General features: G+C 40.5%; 10 protein-coding genes. 8 read left to right on the forward strand and 2 right to left on the reverse strand.

The genetic code is table 11. The features are described 5' to 3' along the window. The first annotated feature begins 8 nt into the window (after positions 1–8). From FDK13_RS27375 to FDK13_RS27390, 4 genes are all read left to right on the forward strand, one after another. Complete coding sequence (locus FDK13_RS27375) at positions 9–1,556, forward strand: SusD/RagB family nutrient-binding outer membrane lipoprotein (protein WP_137343212.1); 1,548 nt, start codon at positions 9–11, stop codon at positions 1,554–1,556. Between the two features lie 36 nt (positions 1,557–1,592). After that, positions 1,593–3,263, forward strand: a complete 1,671-nt coding sequence (locus FDK13_RS27380) for an alkaline phosphatase family protein (RefSeq protein ID WP_137343213.1) — start codon at positions 1,593–1,595, stop codon at positions 3,261–3,263. Positions 3,264–3,356: 93 nt separating this feature from the next. Further along, positions 3,357–4,724: an aspartate aminotransferase family protein gene (locus FDK13_RS27385; protein WP_137343214.1), complete on the forward strand. Its 1,368-nt coding sequence runs from the start codon at positions 3,357–3,359 to the stop codon at positions 4,722–4,724. 16 nt (positions 4,725–4,740) lie between these two features. Beyond that, positions 4,741–6,042: a DUF5690 family protein gene (locus FDK13_RS27390; RefSeq protein ID WP_137343215.1), complete on the forward strand. Its 1,302-nt coding sequence runs from the start codon at positions 4,741–4,743 to the stop codon at positions 6,040–6,042. A gap of 97 nt (positions 6,043–6,139) precedes the next feature. On the opposite strand, the gene FDK13_RS27395 is transcribed toward FDK13_RS27390, so the two are convergent. Together FDK13_RS27395 and FDK13_RS27400 are read right to left on the reverse strand one after the other, a co-directional pair. Beyond that, complete coding sequence (locus tag FDK13_RS27395) at positions 6,140–6,607, reverse strand: cytochrome P460 family protein (protein WP_137343216.1); 468 nt, start codon at positions 6,605–6,607, stop codon at positions 6,140–6,142. Between the two features lie 2 nt (positions 6,608–6,609). After that, positions 6,610–7,563 (reverse strand): heme-binding domain-containing protein, encoded by a 954-nt coding sequence (locus tag FDK13_RS27400; RefSeq protein ID WP_137343217.1) that lies wholly within the window; start codon positions 7,561–7,563, stop codon positions 6,610–6,612. Positions 7,564–7,885: 322 nt separating this feature from the next. Here FDK13_RS27400 and FDK13_RS27405 point away from each other — a divergent pair, with 322 nt between their 5' ends. From FDK13_RS27405 to FDK13_RS27420, 4 genes are all read left to right on the forward strand, one after another. Further along, positions 7,886–8,488, forward strand: coding sequence for an RNA polymerase sigma factor (locus FDK13_RS27405; protein WP_229216234.1), 603 nt, complete (start codon positions 7,886–7,888; stop codon positions 8,486–8,488). A 197-nt stretch (positions 8,489–8,685) separates the two neighbouring features. After that, a complete protein-coding gene (locus tag FDK13_RS27410) occupies positions 8,686–9,753 on the forward strand; it encodes a FecR family protein (RefSeq protein WP_137343218.1) in 1,068 nt (355 codons plus the stop codon). Between the two features lie 210 nt (positions 9,754–9,963). After that, a complete protein-coding gene (locus FDK13_RS27415) occupies positions 9,964–13,488 on the forward strand; it encodes a SusC/RagA family TonB-linked outer membrane protein (protein ID WP_137343219.1) in 3,525 nt (1,174 codons plus the stop codon). Between the two features lie 29 nt (positions 13,489–13,517). Continuing rightward, on the forward strand, positions 13,518–15,116 hold the full coding sequence (locus FDK13_RS27420) for a RagB/SusD family nutrient uptake outer membrane protein (protein WP_137343220.1): 1,599 nt from the start codon (positions 13,518–13,520) through the stop codon (positions 15,114–15,116). Positions 15,117–15,129 lie beyond the last annotated feature (13 nt).

The raw sequence follows: 15,129 nt of genomic DNA on the forward strand, positions 1-15,129 counted from the left end.
CAGAAATTATGAAAAAGTTAAGCTTTATACCATTCTTGTTACTGCTGCTGAGTTTAAGCTGTACCAATGACTTTGAAGAAATAAATACAAATCCCAATTCGCCTGATGAAGTGACCAATGTTGGCCTGCTTCTACCAAATGTGATCCGTTCCGCTGTCAATAGAAACTTCGAAAGTTCATACGACAGAGGAAGTGTTGCTGCGAATTTACTTGCTTCTGATTATGCAAGTAATTTCAGTAACTGGGCCAGAGCTGATGCGAGCGGCTACTTTTTGTGGAGTAATTATGATTATATCCGCGATCTGAACGAAGTCATTATGCTTTCTGAAGAGAAAGGTTTGAAAAATTACAAAGGAATTGCGATGGTACTTCGGTCATGGATGTTCCAAAACCTTACCGATATCTACGGTCCGATTCCTTTTCGTGATGCTGCAAGTGCAAAACTTACGGGTATAAGTAACCCGACCTATGAATCTCAGGAAGCTGTTTATGCGGGATTATTGTCGGATCTTGACGAAGCGAATACTTTGCTAAGTACAGGAACAGAATCTGTAACGGGTGATATTCTTTATAACGGAAGTACTGCAAGCTGGAGAAAATTCGCGAACAGTTTAAGATTGCGGTTATTGATGCGTCAGTCGAAAAGAGTTGATCCGACGGCTGCAATGAAAAAAATTGTGGAAGACGTGGCGACTTATCCGGTTTTTACATCAAATGCAGATCAGGCGTCGCTGGAATATCTGGCTGATATTCCAGCGAATGAATCTCCGTTTTATCGTTCAGGAAATGGCGGAACAAGTACAAAAGTTACCAAACAGCTGATCGATTATCTTGCGCAAATGAACGACAAAAGAATGTACGTTTACGCACTTCCAACCCCAGCGAGCAGCGCTGTTGACGCAAGCGGAAATCGCCCGGATCCTTCTAAATTCGTTTATGCAGGAGATTTGAACGGAATTGGATCACTTCCAAATGCCAATATTACTTCGCCATCGGGTATGTTATGGATGTCGATTCAGTATAGTCCGGATCTTGCTAATGCAAAAGCAGGTGAGGGGATTTTGATGAGTTATTCAGAAGTACAATTTATTCTGGCTGAGGCTGCCGAAAAAGGATATATTTCGGGTGGAAGTACAGCGGCTGAAAGTTATTATCTGAAAGGAATAAAAGACCAGTTTACTTACCTGGCTTCCCGGATTCCGGCCAATTACGCAACATCTTATCTGAAATTGGCTCCGGCAAGTATTACCGCTGATGACACCTATTTCAAACAGGACGCTGTTTCTTACACAGGTACGTCGGCTAAAAAGCTTGAAAAAATAGCGATTCAAAAATGGATTTCCCTTTATCTTGTTGGTTATGAGGCTTGGTCAGAATGGAGAAGAACTGGAATTCCTGTTATTCCGGTAGGGCCCGTAGGGCCTGGTTATGTGCCAAGAAGAATGTTCTATCCCGCGGATGAATTACGGATTAATGAAGCAAATTATGCAAAAGGCGTTGCTTTGCTTGGCGGAGCAGATGATTTAAAAACACATGTTTGGTGGGATAAACAATAAAATATAATTGATTTCGGGTAGTAAATATTTGATGTAATGAAATTTAAAACTTCCAAAACCCTTACTTTTCTTGCCTTTGCAGGTCTATTTATATCCTGCAAAAAAGAAAGTGAAAAATTTCCTGACGGTATTGAGCACGTAATAGTCATTGGTGTGGACGGTTTAAGTCCGGATGGAATTCAAAAATCCAAATCGCCGATTATTCATGACATGATTGCCAATGGCAGCGTGAAGTGGAACGTCCGCACGGTATTGACTTCGAGCAGCAGCCAAAACTGGGCATCGATGATTTCCGGAGCCGGGCCCGAACAGCACGGCGTGATCAATAACGACTGGGAGCTTGATGATCATAGTTTGCCACCGATTGTACAGGAGGCGGATGGTCGTTTTCCAACCATTTTCAGCGTGCTTCATCGCGAAAAACCTGAGGTGGAAATTGGTACTGTTTATCATTGGGACGGTTTTGGAAGATTATTTCAAAAAAGTGCTGTCAATTACGATAAACGCTTTTCTACGGAAGATTCTACTGCAACTGATTTTATTAAGTATATCAAAGAGAAAAAACCTACACTTGGTTTTGTTCATTTTGATCATGTGGATCATGCCGGGCATCACGGTGGCCACGGTTCTCCGGAATATTATCAGTCGGTAGCGAAAACGGATTCTCTGGTAGGTCAGATTTTGAAAGGAATTAAAGACGCCGGAATTGAAGAAAATACACTGGTTATTATTTGGGCGGATCATGGAGGAATTGGGTATGGACATGGTGGTGCAACACCTCAGGAAGCTGAAATTGCCGGTATTTTTTATGGCAAAGATGTGAAAAAAGGTTATAAAGTTGAGCAGCAGGTCTATACTTACGATTTGGCAGCCACAATTGCTTTTGCATTAAAATTGACGCCTCCGTACGCATGGATCGGCCGACCTGTCAAATCTGTTTTCGAAGGATTTTCGGAACCTGAAAATTTGTATCTCGGAGAAAAAACGGTTGATCAACCCGTTATTTATCCTGAAAGAAAACTGTATCAGCAAGCCGGTGGATTGTATACTACTGAAACAGCAACAGTGAAGATTGATACAAAAGCAGAAAAAGGTGTAACACACTACACGACAGACGGATCTGATCCAAAAACTTCGTCTCCGGTTTACAAAGTTCCTTTTACAGTAAATAAGACAACGGTAGTAAAAGCAAAAAGTTATGATGAAAAAGGCAATGGAAGTCCACTTTCAACCGCGTATTTTCGCCTTGTCAAACCGGGTTTGGGAAATGGTTTGAATACAACATTTTATCAGGGAAAAGATCTGACGAAAGTTCCTGTTTTCGCGAATTTGAAAAAGGGTTCGGCCTGGGTTAGTCCTGAATTTAACATCAACCGCGACCAGATTAACGGCATTGTGGAAAATGATAATTTCAGTTTTGCGTTACAGTTTTCGGGTTTTATACAAATTGATACCCCTGGAAAATATATTTTTTCGACGCAGTCCGATGATGGCAGCAAACTTTTTATTGATGGCAAAGAAGTTGTCAATAATGATGGAAATCATGGCGTTCAGGAACAAACGGGTTCTGTTGAATTGACAGCTGGAAAACATACGATCCGGGTGGATTATTATAACAACGGAGGCGGTTTCTGGCTTGATGCATTTTATAAAGGCCCGGGCCTAACTAAACAGCTGATTCCGGCCGACAAACTTTTTACCAAATAATACCCGACTATTCCTAAACTACCCGGGGCGAAAGTCCCGGGTTAATTTAATATCTTGGATAACCAATTCTGATACGGTGAAATTTTTATTATAATGAGTGAAAAACAACACAACAGAACCGAAGGAGACATTAATCTGACCTCAGAAAGAAGCAATTGGTATGCTATCATTGAAGATGCAGATACGCTTTCTTATCTGGAAGAGGATGCAGAATATTTTTTACACCAGGCATTGTCTACGCCTTGTCTGGATGTTCTGGCGTCTTGCGAAGGAATTTATCTGACCGATATTCAGGGGAAAAAGTACATGGATTTTCATGGCAATAATGTTCATCAGGTCGGTTACCGGAATCCTTACGTTCTTGATAAAATTAAGGCGCAGCTGGATATTCTTCCTTTTTCTCCGAGACGATATACCAACGTTCCTGCCATTGAACTGGCCAAAAAACTGGGTTCACTTTTACCAGGTGATTTAAAACGTGTTTTATTCGCTCCAGGCGGAACTTCTTCCATCAGTATGGCGCTTAAACTGGCGCGTATTGTAACCGGAAAACATAAAATCATTTCGCTCTGGGATTCTTTTCATGGCGCATCTCTTGATGCAATTTCGGCTGGTGGAGAACTGGATTTTCGTAAAGATATGGGACCACTTATGCCCGGCGTGGAAAGAATTCCTCCGCCGATGACTTACCGCGGACCTTTCTTTTCTTCCGGTAACAGTGATTTGGCTTATGCAGATTATCTTGAATATGTGATTGAAAAAGAAGGTGATATCGGTGCTTTTGTCATAGAAACAATAAGGAATACAGACGTTCAAATTCCGTCACAAGCCTATTGGGATAGGGTTCGGGAAATATGTACGCGTCATAAAGTACTGCTGATTTTAGATGAAATTCCAATTGCTTTCGGCCGTACAGGTAAAATGTTTGCCTTTGAAAATTATGGTTTTGAACCGGATATTATTTGTCTGGGTAAAGGACTTGGGGCGGGAGTAATGCCTATGGCCGCCATCGTTGCGCGTGAAAGTTATAATGTTGCCGGAAGTATTTCATTGGGGCATTTTACCCATGAAAAAAGTCCATTAGGAAGTGTAGCTGCATTGGCTATGCTTGAATTTATTGAACAAAACAATATCCTGGAAAAAGTGCAGAATGACGCTTTATTCATGCAGGAAGAAATTGACAAGCTGGCTGAAAAATTCCCGCTTATTGGCGACATTCGAGGAATAGGCCTGCTCTGGGGGATTGAATTGGTAAAAGATAAAGAGACAAAGGAAAAGGCGGTGCGCGAAGCAGAAATTGTGATGTATGAATGTTTGAAAAACGGCATGAGCTTCAAGGTTTCCCAAGGCAATGTATTGCAACTATCACCTCCATTGACGATCACGCGTGAGGAATTGAAAGCAGCATTACAAATTCTGGAAAATGCCTTGGAAGTAGCCTCCTTGGTAGAAAAATATTAATTGAAAATACCGGATCATGCAAGTGAAGAAAGCATTGTTAAACTCAAATACGTTATTTGTTATCTGGTCAATTGTAGCGTCTTTTGGTGCCTACTTTTGCATGTATGCTTTCAGAAAACCCTTTAATTCTGGTCTTTATCAGGGGTTGGAGCTTTGGGGAATTGGCTATAAATCGATATTGATATTAGCTCAGGTTGCGGGTTATACTTTGTCCAAATTTGCCGGAATCAAAGTCATTTCGGAATTAAAAGCATCGGATAGGGTTAAGCTGATTATTCTCCTGATCGTGGTTGCAGAGGTTGCGCTGCTATTTTTTGGCTTGGTTCCTTACCCTTATAATTTCATTTTCCTGTTTATAAATGGCTTGCCGTTAGGCATGGTTTATGGCGTTGTTTTTAGCTTTCTGGAAGGTCGCCGTTTTACCGAAATGATTGCAATGGGTTTGAACATCAGCATTATAGCAGCTTCCGGGATGCTTAAAACTACTTATTTGGAAGTTCATTACTGGTTACCTTATATTACAGAATTCTGGATGCCGTTTCTGATGGGATTATTGTTTCTTCCGTTTTTCCTCTTTTTTGTCTGGATGTTGCATGTGATGCCTGCGCCGACAAAGGAGGATGTAATATTGCGTACTGAAAGAGAACCCATGACAGATTTTGACAAAAAAAATGCGCTTAAAGAATATGGTTTTCCTGTCTTATGTATACTTGTTTGTTATGCCCTTCTGATCGTAGGACGGGATTTTCGGGATAACTTTACAATAGAGATATGGAATGAAATTTCCGCGGGTTGGGTAAGTTCTGTTTTATCACAAACAGAAATGATTACCGGATTTGTGGTACTGATCGTCGTTGCAAGTCTGGCTTTTATCAAAAATAATCTTATCGGTTTTCGAATGACAAATCTTGTCATTTTCACGGGAGTTGTCATGAGCGGGGTTTCCAGTTTTCTTTTTGAAATGCATCTGATCAGCGGTTTTTACTGGATGTTAACAATCGGAACAGGAATGTTTTTGGGATTTACTGTGATTCAATCTGCATTGTTTGACCGCATGATCGCATTGTTCCGGATCAGGGCCAACGCCGGATTTTTTGTTTACATGTGTGAAAGTATCGGATATCTGGGCAGCGCCGGACTTTTGTTATTCAAGGAATTGTTTATGAAGCAGTTAAGTTGGTCAAAAGTATTGATACAGTTTACTTACCTGCAAGCCGCTGTCAGCCTGACTTTGCTTATATGCGGAAATCTATATCTCGAAAGACATCGAAGAAATTTAAAGAAAAAGGAAAGCGAAAGATTAGTATCTGTTGCTTAGTATTATCATGTAATAGCTAAACGTCCGATGTTTTTGTGGTTTTACTGCAAATACTTCGGACGTTTAGCTATTAAGTCTTAAAAAGTTATACATTATTCTAAGGTAATACTGCCGCGCGCTGACCCGAAATAAACTCAATTCTTTTCACAGCAGTTTCAAAATCCCGTTTTCCTAAGTGTAAATTTTTCCCTTTATAATATTCCAAAATTGCTGAATCCGGAGCCTGGTATTTTACGATTTCAATGGATTTTATTTCCCCGGGAATATTCGCGCCATACCAATGAATATCTTCTTTCTGGGACCAGGTGACAAGCGACAATTCTGACCCAATAGGATAGTGGTGATCAACCGAATTTCTTGCATGTTCAACCGCAATATCGTTCCCATATAACGTAGACATGGTTTTTTCTTTTTTATCAACCATCGAAGTGATTACTTTTCCCTCCAAAACCTGCGTGATTTTGGTACTATCAGCAAGAGAAGCACTTTCATTATATAAGTTTTCTTTTGAACAACCTGTCAAAATAAGCGTTGCTAGAAAGCTTAATACGATTAGATTTTTCATGATTATTTCGATTTAAGATGAAGGGGCATCGTGAAAACAAAATCATTGTCTTTCACAGGTTTGTGACAGTTAATACATTCCTGGGTAAATGTTTCGGTTTTCCCATAAGGTGCCAGTTGTATTCCCTTCCACCTGGCCCATCCCCATCCGGCCGTTTTTTCGTATTTTTTATCGTCCTTAATCATAAATTCAACCTGCTTGAATTCTCCCGTCTGCACTTTTCCGGTTGAATCTATCAACTCTTCCCAGGCAATTTTTGCAAAAGTTGCCCCGTTTGGCCATGGATTTATATGATTTTCCTTAATCGCTTTTATGGCAATATCATTCGCCACCATAACCCGCATAGTCCCGTTATCAAAACGATCGGAAGTGCTGATTGCTTTCCAGTTTCTAAAATCCGGAATGTATTCAATACCATTGGGTGCAGGTTTTACTTTTACAAATCTAGTTTTGGCGCCTATCCATTCGTTATATTGTTTATTCGCAGCATTAATTCTGGAAGTATCAGAAGTTTTAACAGAAACCAGACTTGATATATATGTCTTTAAAATTGAAATATCACCAGCGGTTAATTTCGCTTCGGAATGAAGCGCGGAATATTGTTTCAGAGGCATAGCGCCTAAAGAAATCTGGTTGAAGGCCTCAAATAATTTTCCCTTCTGGTCTGCTGGTGCAAGACTGCCCCAGGTTGAAAAATTGAGCACTTTTCTGGCATCGGTAATATCCTTTGCGACCATCCAGGAAGCCGGTGCGATTTTGTCGAACCATAAAAGTTTGGTTTCATTGGAATGACAATCGTAACAGGCTCTTTTCAGAATAACGCGGACATCGTGCGGAACGGATAATTCTGTGGTAACCGGCAAATTTTTTATGTTTGGTCCGGCAAATTGGATTCCGGTAAAAACGGCCAGAATTATGGCAATAATCAATAGATTATTTTTTTTAGCTCTTTTCATAAAGTATACGTTTACCGATTGAATTTCTTTAACTGAAATAATGCTCTTTGAAACGATTCCTTATATTAATCATTAACGGGACCGAAATCGACATCCCGGGAGCTAATATTTTCATAATCAGCCAAAAATATTTCAACTGGCAGATTAGAATAACTTTAATTGTTATAACACACAACAATTTGCATCAAATAGTACCTACTTTGCGTAAAATGCAAAAATGGAGGATCTTTGTGCAAAAAAATAAGTAGAATAATTGCAATAAAAAATATAATTTTGTTGAAATGCACGTTTACTGATTTAAGCAAAGTCCAATTACCGGATTGTGAACAAATTGACAATGGTAGATTATAAAAAACCGTCCGAAGGGGATTTGATTGAGGGTTTGAAAAACGGAGACAGGGGTGCCTTTACTATCATTTATAAGGAATACTGGTACAGAATGTTTACGGTAGCGCACCGCAAATTACAAAACCGTGAACTGGCGGAAGAACTCATTCAGGACATTTTTACCAGACTTTGGAAAGAGCGGGAAACAATCCGGATAACACAACTGGATTTTTACCTTTTCTCGGCGGTTCGTTATGAGGTAATTGACCAGATCCGCGCGGCCAGCCGCCAGCATACGTATGCTGAATATTATAAAGCGTTTTCTTCTTTTGAAGATTTAAACACCGAAAATACAGTAGCCTTTAACGATCTGGTACAAATGATTGATAAAGGACTGGAAATCCTCCCTGCCAAATCCCGGGAAATATTCAAACTGAACCGCTTTCAACATTTAGCTGTGGCTCAAATTGCCATTCAAATGGAATTGTCGGAAAAAGCAGTAGAATATCATCTTACCAAAGCCACTAAATCCATCCGAATTTATTTAAAGGAAATCTTGATTTCCATTCTTGCACTGACTATTGCATTTCTGCAATAATTCCCATCACTAAATTCTTTCTGACGAAACTTTGATAGTATTATTTAAAGTTTGTTTAGTTATTAATACCTATATCGTATAAACTTTCGAAGAATAAATAAAATCATTTAGGGTGCGTGAGCAGTTGTACGGCTTGTAAGTATAGTCAGGTATCAAACTAAGCCCATTAATTTTTTTACAAGTAAAGTTATTTTCAAATGTCAGATCGCGAAATTCAGGAACTCCTTTTACGTTACCGACATGGAAATTGTACGGCAGATGAAATCACGAGGATTCATTTGTGGTATGAAAGCCTGAATAAAAATTTTTCTTCTTCTCTTGATTTTGATGAAAAATCTTTTCTGGAAGAGAAACTTTTGGCAAAAATCAGTCATGAAATAGAACAGCCTACATTACGTATATACGAAGAAGAACCGGTTAATCCCAAGGCATGGTGGAAGTCGACCCCGGTTAAATATGGCATTGCAGCTTCGGTTATCTTACTGCTTGGTCTTTCATTCTTATTTAAGAAGAGTCAGGAGCATGTTGCCATGAAAAGCGAATCTCTGGTAATTCATTCACAAAAAGGGAATTTAAAATCCTCCCTCAACAGTTCAAAATCGGTACAGCGGATACGTCTGGAAGACAATAGCCTGATCACATTATCACCCGGCAGCCGCATTTCTTATCCTAATGTATTTTCAGACGATAAACGAGAGGTCCAGCTGGAAGGAGACGCATTTTTTGAAATATCAAAGAATCCTGCAAAACCTTTTTTTGTATACAGCGGTAAGTTGGTTACCAAAGTTTTGGGTACAAGTTTCTGGGTCAAAACAAATGAGGAAACTTTTACAACCGAAGTGGAAGTGATAACCGGAAAGGTATCTGTTTTTGAAAATCATTTTTTGAGTAATATTAACAGTAGAAAATTGGGTAAGGGCTCTCAGGGAGTAGTTTTAACTCCAAATCAAAAGGTTTCTTATTATGAGGAAAGTGGCCATTTACTGACAAGTATCGTGGAGGAACCCATGATAATCCCTGAAAATGATACACCTGTAAACCTTGTATTCAACAATGAATCCTTATCATATATAACAGCCGCTCTCCAAAAAGAGTATGGCATCGAAATTGTATTTGCTAATGACCTGCTTGAAAAATGCACGTTCACCGGCGATATATCCGAAATTCCGCTTTATGACAAACTGGAATTAATATGCAAGGCAAATACCGCCTGTTATGAAATAAAGGGGACGAGAATATTGATCAGCGGAAACGGATGTGACTGATCAGCTAAAAAAATTATTAACAATAAACCAGTGCATATGAGAATATAAGCTCTCCAGGACTTATCCTCTTCTTAACCGGAAGGGATAAAAAAAGCCGATAACGGTGGAACGCTACCGGCTTCGTAATACCTTCTTTCCAACAAGTATCCGGCAAGATACGGGAGGGAGAAAATATCAAACTTATTTTTTTTACAAAAAACAATCGAAACTATGAAAAAAAATCGACAAAGGAAAGGTCGTGCCTGTCTCTATCTGCTCATGAAAATTTCGTTGACACAAATTATATTTTGCTTATCCTTCGCGGGATTCACGTATGCCGGACATGTAGGAAGAGCTCAGGAAGTTTTGGAGCGCACAGTTACTGTAAATGTTGAAAAAACGGAATTAAGACATATTTTAAACCAGATTGAAAGCAGGGCTGATGTAAAATTTGTATATAGTAACAAAGCGATCGGTGCAAGCCGTGAAGTCGTTTTTCATGTGACAAATCAAAAATTATCTGCTGTTTTAAATTCACTTTTGATACCGCTGGGAATTTCTTATGAGCTGACGAAGTCGGGGAGGATTTTACTTACTGCTGAAAAACCAGTTATTTCAAGAGATGAGTCTTCACTTTTAACTGAACTGAAAACATTCGCTGATCTTAAAGTTTCAGGGAAAGTTACAGATGAAAAAGGTGAGGGGCTTCCCGGGGTGAGTGTCCGGGTAAGAGGCACGCAATCCGGTACCGTTTCTGACGTAAATGGTGGATATAATGTTGAAGTTGCGGATAAATCGGCTGTGCTTGTATTCAGTTTCGTTGGTTATAAAACTATGGAACTGGCAGTAGGAGACAGATCCGTTTTTGATGTAAGTTTGGTTCCTGACGACAAATCGCTGAATGAAGTAGTCGTAATTGGTTATGGTACTTCACGAAAAAAAGACGTTGTAGGTGCTGTGGACATCGTTTCTGCCAAAGATGCGGGTTCAACAACGGCAACAAATGCATCTCAATTATTGATCGGTAAATCTGCCGGGGTGCAGGTTTTGCAGTCAAACGGTACGCCAGGTTCTGATTCCCAGATACTTATTCGTGGAACAGGTTCTTTTACGGGCGTTGATCCTTTGTATGTCATTGACGGAATTCAGGGGAGTAAAACGATGTTTAACACACTAGGCCCTCAGGATATTGAAAATATCACCATTTTGAAAGATGCGTCTTCAACGGCAATTTATGGTTCTGCTGCTGCAAATGGTGTGGTTATTATCACCACGAAAAAGGGAATTTCAGGTGCGCCAAAAATTAGTTTCACTTCGCAGTGGGGTGTGGCAAAAGCGTGGAAACAACTGGATTTGCTAAATGCTTCTCAATATGTTGATTTATTAAAAGATTTTGCTGCTACTACCAATTCAGTTTTGCCGGAGAAATTCAGCACAGCCGACGTTCGTGTTGACAGAAATGACTGGCAGAAACAGATTTTCCAATCCGCACTGGTATCTCAGAATAACCTTAGTATCAGCGGAGGAAGTGAAAAGGTTACTTACAATTTCTCGCTTGGTTATATGAACCAGCAGGCCATTGTGAAAAACTATACTGACAAAAGGGTAAACGGAAGATTTAGTCTTGACGAATCACTTGGCCGTTTTCATTTGGGACAAACACTGAATGTCCGTTATGTAAAAGATGAAGGGCAGCTGGCGAATATTACTGAAGCGGTTTCGTATGCCCCTTATAAGGACATTCTTGATCCAAAAATTCCGGGTGGTTATTCTATCACAACAAACGTGGATGACTTCAACGGTGGAAATAATCCTTTGGCAGCAATTAATTTGAATCATCCTGTAACACAAGGATTCGTATTCTTTCCACAAGTGTTTGCAGAAGTGGATCTGATCAAAGGTTTGCGTTTCAGGACACAGCTTTCTGCTGAAATCGGTGGCGGCAAAAACAGTGGTTATCAATATGGCTACACAGCAGGTAACAATCTTACGCAACCTCAGCAAGCTACTTTGGGATATAATAATTATTCATTTTACACACTTGAAAATTATTTCTCCTACAATAAATCATTTGGAAAGCATTCGATTTCAGCCACTTTGGGTAACAGTTATCTTGATCCCGGACATTCATCAAGTGTGGATGCAAAGGGAACAAATATCCCTAATAACTCTATTCAGAATATCAGTGTAGCGCAGTCGCAAACAGTTTCCGGTTCAAGTTATGGATATGCACGGGCCTCGGTAATTTCTTATTTTGCCCGCGGTATGTATTCCTTCAACGACAAGTATGTTTTGACGGGAAGTTTTCGCCGGGATGGTGCCTCCAACTTTGGAGCGAATAACCGTTTTGGTAATTTTTACGGAGTTGGATTAGCATGGAGATTTATTGACGAGGATTTTGTTAAAAACAATCTGTCATTTCTTTCTGATGGTAAGTTGAGAGTGGGACAAGGACGTACGGGAAATAATACTATTCCGACAACCGGAATCACCAACGTTTTGACTTTCAGTGGAAATCCTAACGGAAACCTGGTTTATTCTTTGGGTACAAATGAAGGATTTAATCCTGGAACAACCATTAGTACGCTATCAAATCCAAACATCCGCTGGGAAACTACGGACCAGACTGACGTAGGATTAGACCTGGGTTTTCTGCACAATAAATTGTCTGTGACCATCGATTATTACAACCGAAAGAGTACAGGTTTGCTGGTAAGTGTACCAGTTTCTGGTAGTACAGGCGCATCTTTGAGCGGTACACAGCCAAGCAAATATGCCAACGCTGCGAGTGCACAAAATAAAGGGCTGGAATTTTCGGCAGGATACAGAGGTTCAACGGGCAACGGTTTGACTTACACCATCAACGGTAATATTGCGCACAATAAAAACATAGTAAATTCTTTGGGGAGCCAATTCGCTGCGCCTATTCAGGCAGGTTCTTTTAGTAACTTACCAACTTTTACTTACACGGCGGCGGGTTCTCCAATCGGATCTTTTTACGGATATAATAAGGATCATGTAGCGAAAGACCAGGCAGAAATTGACGCCTTGAATGCCGCAGCGAAAGCAAAATCGGGCGACGCCTCGGCTGTGTATCAGGCAGGTTTGCTACCAGGTGATTTTATCTTTAAAGATCTTAACGGAGACGGAAAAGTGGATGCAACGGATCAGAAGATACTTGGTAACCCTATTCCGAAAATCGTTTACGGTTTCAATGCCGGACTTAATTTCAAAAACTTTGACTTCAATATGGTCGTATCCGGAGTTTCGGGATTGAAATTGCTGAACGCATTTAAATTCGTAACACTCAATGAATCTACCGGACATAATGCAACAACCGGTATTCTTGACAGATGGAAAAAATCAGGTGATGTAGCCGCACTTCCAAGAGCAGGACAAAGTGCAACAGGTGACGGAAACCTTAGGCCGTCCGATTGGTGGCTGGAAAATGGTGCTTACATGCGACTTAGAAATATCACACTAGGTTACACAATTCCAAAGTCCCTTATTAGTAATATTGGTAACGGACACGTTTTCAGCAGTATCCGTTTTTATGTTGCAGCTCAGAATTTGCTGACTATTACCAAATATAAAGGTTATGATCCTGAGGTAAGCGCACAGAATACCGGAGGTAGCACCGCTAATGGAGTAGGGATTCAAAATGGCGGAAGTTATATATTTTCACGTGGTATTGATGACCGCACGCAATTGCCTCAGCCAAGAACCTTCCTGGGCGGTATACAACTTGGATTTTAATAATTGGGAATTACTAACAGAGAATCGAAATGAAAAAAATAGCAATATATATTTTGGGGTTGTTGGCCGTAGTTAATATAGCCGGCTGCGACGAATCAAAACTGGAACTAACAAGTCAGAGCAGTTATGATTACAGTACTTATTTTACGACAAGTGACGGACTGAATCAGGCAGTGATTGCGACTTATGCAACGCTTCTACACGACGGGTTATGGTCAAGAGAGTATTATTTTATCTTCGACCTTTTGGGTTATGATGCCAAAAAGACTACGAATCTTCAAGGGGATATGGCACAGCTGGCTGATTATTCATTTGGCACAAGTCAAACCCAGATCGGGCAGCTTTGGAATAGCCTTTATCGTCTGATCCTGCGCTCTAATGTGGTGATTGACAGAGCCAATGTATGGGCGCCAACCGTTGCTGCGGACCAGGCCAATGCAAAACAATACATCGCCGAAGCCAGATTTTTACGGTCTTATGCCTATTTCAATATTGTGAATCTTTGGGGGAAAGCTCCTTTGATCACAACCTATGATAGTACTGTTGCCAACAATTATTTTCCTCGCGCTGCAACAGGTGCCATGTGGAGTTTTATTGAAAACGACCTTACACTTGCTGTTGCGGATCTTCCTTTAACATACCCCGCGGCCACAGGACTTGGTCGCGCTACGAAGGGTGCTGCGCTTGCTTTGTTGGGCAAAACATATCTTTATCAGGGTAAATTTGCTCAGGCACAGGCGACATTTACGCAGCTTACAACAGCTCCTTATGCTTATACTTTGGATACTTCCTATGACAACCTTTTCAGCACATCCAACCAGAGCAGTCCGGAAAATATTTTCCAGGTTATGAATGCGGCATGGACGGATTGGGGAATTGGAAACCAGTATTATGTTTTTGGCGGACAAGAAACGTGGGGTGGCAAAGCAACCCATTCGGACCGTGCCCAGGAATATGGATTTAACGACTGGTTTAACGTGTATGTAACCACGGCGGCGGTAAAAGCGTTTAAATACACAAATCCTGCGACAGGGTCAACGTATACGGATCCACGGGCATATTCAACTTTTTATGGAAGCGCAGAAAGTGGTGGTGATACCGTGTATTGCGAAAAATGTGCGTCGGGTAAAATTTCATTTCCGTTCAAGACAGCGGATCCGCAAGGATATTATGTTTGGAGAAAATATGAGTATTACAATGAAGTAGCAACTTATGGCGGACCTGCAAGCAGTATCAACGGGCAGGTGATCAGATATGCCGATGTTTTGCTTATGCTTGCGGAATCTTATATCAAACAGGGGAAAACCGGAGCTGAGCCGCTTGCGTTAATCAATCAGGTTAGAAAAAGAGTAAATGCATTCCAGTATACAACATTGGGTGCGAGTCAAAGTGATGCAATGGCCGTTTTGATGCGAGAGAGACAACTTGAATTTACTGGAGAACAAACCCGCTATTTTGACCTGATCAGATGGGGAATTGCCAAACAAACCATCAATGCAACAAGAGCCGCAGAACCAGGTGATGGGAAATCGCCATTCCAGGATAAAAACGTTTTATTGCCAATCCCGGATGTTGAAAAAAATTATAATCCGAATGTGGCAAAAGACATTGCAAACAGCTGGAATTAAAGATTGCCTGAAC

The sequence above is a fragment of the Dyadobacter frigoris genome, from assembly GCF_005280585.1.
Taxonomy (GTDB): Bacteria; Bacteroidota; Bacteroidia; order Cytophagales; family Spirosomataceae; genus Dyadobacter; species Dyadobacter frigoris.

What these genes read in the sequence shown, in the direction of transcription:
- FDK13_RS27375 (WP_137343212.1), top strand. Translation starts at nt 9, where the DNA reads ATGAAAAAGTTAAGCTTTATACCATTCTTGTTACTGCTGCTGAGTTTA.
- FDK13_RS27380 (WP_137343213.1), top strand. Translation starts at nt 1,593, where the DNA reads ATGAAATTTAAAACTTCCAAAACCCTTACTTTTCTTGCCTTTGCAGGT.
- FDK13_RS27385 (WP_137343214.1), top strand. Translation starts at nt 3,357, where the DNA reads ATGAGTGAAAAACAACACAACAGAACCGAAGGAGACATTAATCTGACC.
- FDK13_RS27390 (WP_137343215.1), top strand. Translation starts at nt 4,741, where the DNA reads ATGCAAGTGAAGAAAGCATTGTTAAACTCAAATACGTTATTTGTTATC.
- FDK13_RS27395 (WP_137343216.1), bottom strand. Translation starts at nt 6,607, where the DNA reads ATGAAAAATCTAATCGTATTAAGCTTTCTAGCAACGCTTATTTTGACA.
- FDK13_RS27400 (WP_137343217.1), bottom strand. Translation starts at nt 7,563, where the DNA reads ATGAAAAGAGCTAAAAAAAATAATCTATTGATTATTGCCATAATTCTG.
- FDK13_RS27410 (WP_137343218.1), top strand. Translation starts at nt 8,686, where the DNA reads ATGTCAGATCGCGAAATTCAGGAACTCCTTTTACGTTACCGACATGGA.
- FDK13_RS27415 (WP_137343219.1), top strand. Translation starts at nt 9,964, where the DNA reads ATGAAAAAAAATCGACAAAGGAAAGGTCGTGCCTGTCTCTATCTGCTC.
- FDK13_RS27420 (WP_137343220.1), top strand. Translation starts at nt 13,518, where the DNA reads ATGAAAAAAATAGCAATATATATTTTGGGGTTGTTGGCCGTAGTTAAT.